Source organism: Pseudomonas sp. Pse1, assembly GCF_024519635.1.
GTDB lineage: Bacteria > Pseudomonadota > Gammaproteobacteria > Pseudomonadales > Pseudomonadaceae > Aquipseudomonas.
Genome location: NZ_JALJRO010000072.1, coordinates 1 through 611 on the forward strand (window position 1 = coordinate 1; position 611 = coordinate 611).

The following is a 611-nucleotide window of genomic DNA, read 5'->3' on the forward strand; positions in this document are numbered from 1 at the left end:
TAACGGGTGGTACGGCTCAGGGCATCGGTTTCTTCGGTGCTGCGCCCCAGACCGTCGTAGCGGTAATGATGTTCGCTCAGTGGCTCGACGCGCGGGTCGTACGGGTCATCACCCAAGGCATAACGCTTGACCCAGTCGGGCTTCTCGAACAGGTTGTTCAGCGTGACAGTCTTGCCCATGCCCTCGATCCAAGTGGTGGTCACTTGCTTGACCGGGTCGGTGACTTCGTGTTCGAGCACACCGTCCGGGCGCAGCACGCTGCACTGCTCGCCCCACTGGTCGTAGGTGTAGCGACTGGTCAGGATCAGATCGTCGCGGGCCTGCGCACTGCACCAGTCGAGTTCGGTTTCCTCCTCCAATTGGCCGAGGGCGTTGTAGCGTGCGGAGTAGGTATCTCGAAACGCTTCGGCCTGGACGCCGCTGCGGTTGTCGGTGTCCTGGCGCTGCTCCTGGATCGCCCGGTTCAGGCCGTCGAACAGGGTGCGGGTCTGCACGCCCTTGACGTCGATGGCGATCTGGCTGGCCTGTTGCCCGTCGGCATTGGTCAAGGTGTAGCGGTAGTTGCGGGCGCCTTCATACAGGGCATCGCCAGGGGCCACGGTTTCGCTCAG

General features: G+C 63.2%; 1 pseudogene. It reads right to left on the minus strand.

The features are described from left to right. Positions 1-611, minus strand: a pseudogene (locus NR126_RS28420) (sugar-binding protein); the annotation flags it as partial.